Source organism: Vibrio sp. D431a, assembly GCF_030248655.1.
Taxonomy (GTDB): domain Bacteria; phylum Pseudomonadota; class Gammaproteobacteria; order Enterobacterales; family Vibrionaceae; genus Vibrio; species Vibrio alginolyticus.
On sequence record NZ_JAHGAP010000111.1, the window covers coordinates 1 to 1253 of the forward strand.

General features: G+C 43.1%; 1 protein-coding gene. It reads left to right on the forward strand.

Going from position 1 to position 1253, the window contains the following annotated elements; translation table 11 throughout:
• The first annotated feature begins 15 nt into the window (after positions 1-15).
• A protein-coding gene (locus tag KJB35_RS28315) for an IS3 family transposase (protein ID WP_102949714.1) occupies positions 16-1220 on the forward strand; the annotation gives its coding sequence in 2 pieces (ribosomal slippage) (positions 16-367 and positions 367-1220; 1206 coding nt in all).
• The last annotated feature ends 33 nt before the right edge of the window (positions 1221-1253 follow it).

The following is a 1253-nucleotide window of genomic DNA, read 5'->3' on the forward strand; positions in this document are numbered from 1 at the left end:
AAATTGGAGAGTGTTATGAAATCAACAACTAAAAGAACTCAGCGCGATTACTCCCTCGCTTTTAAACTCACTGTAGTTGATGAGGTTGAAAAAGGAAGCCTCACTTACAAACAAGCCCAAGAGAAGTATGGCATCCAAGGTTGCTCTACGGTTTTGGTTTGGCTTCGTAAGCATGGTCGACTAGATTGGTCTAAAGGGACACCTAACTTTATGTCCAAAGGAGACTCTATGGCCGAGTTCAATTTACCTCCTACACCAGAGCAACGTATTAAAGAGCTTGAGAAGCAGCTCGAAGATGCTCAACTCAAAGCCGACTTCTTTGAAGCTGTCGTGAACGTTATGGAACGTGACTATGGTGTTAGAGTGACAAAAAAGCACAAAGAAGCGTTGTCCAAGAGAAAACCATAGTAGGTTTGAGCGTTACGAAGTTTTGTCAGTTAGTACAAATCTCTCGCCAAGCTTATTATAAGCAATGCCAAACTCAATCTCGTTGTGAACATCATGAGCATGCTGTCATTGGCTTTGTCCGTGAAGTCAGGCTGAAGCAGCCACGCATTGGCACGCGTAAACTGAAGTTCTTAGCAGCAACAAAGGGCATTCAAATAGGTCGCGATAAGCTCTTTGAACTTCTCAGAAAGCATCGGCTGTTAGTGAGAGCAAGACGAGCCTATCACCGAACGACTGACAGCCGTCATCGATTTTTCTGTCACCCAAACAAAGTGAAAGATGGGCTGACACCAACGAAGCCAGAACAACTGTGGGTTGCTGATATTACTTACTTGCCAACTCAAAATGGAGAGAGTTATCTCAGCTTGGTTACAGACGCTTATTCAAGGAAGATTGTTGGTTTTTATGTGGATGACAACATGAAAACTCAATCAGTTAAGCGGGCATTTATCTCAGCTCTCAGGCAACGGCAGAGTGAAGAAAAGCTAATACACCACTCAGATAGAGGCTCACAATACTGTTCGAGGGAATATCAAGATATCCATAAGAAACATAGAGTGACTTGCTCAATGACTGACGGGTATGACTGTTATCAGAATGCTTTAGCTGAGCGTGTAAATGGGATACTCAAAATGGAGCTCTTGCTGAAGAAACCGAAAGATCTGAAAGAAGCAAGGACGATGGTAGCAGAGTCCGTAGATATCTATAATCAAATGAGGCCTCATACGGCTTTAAAATACAAAACGCCCGATGAAGTACATCGAGCGTTTTAGTTAAAAAGTGTCAACCCATATCAGGACGGGTCA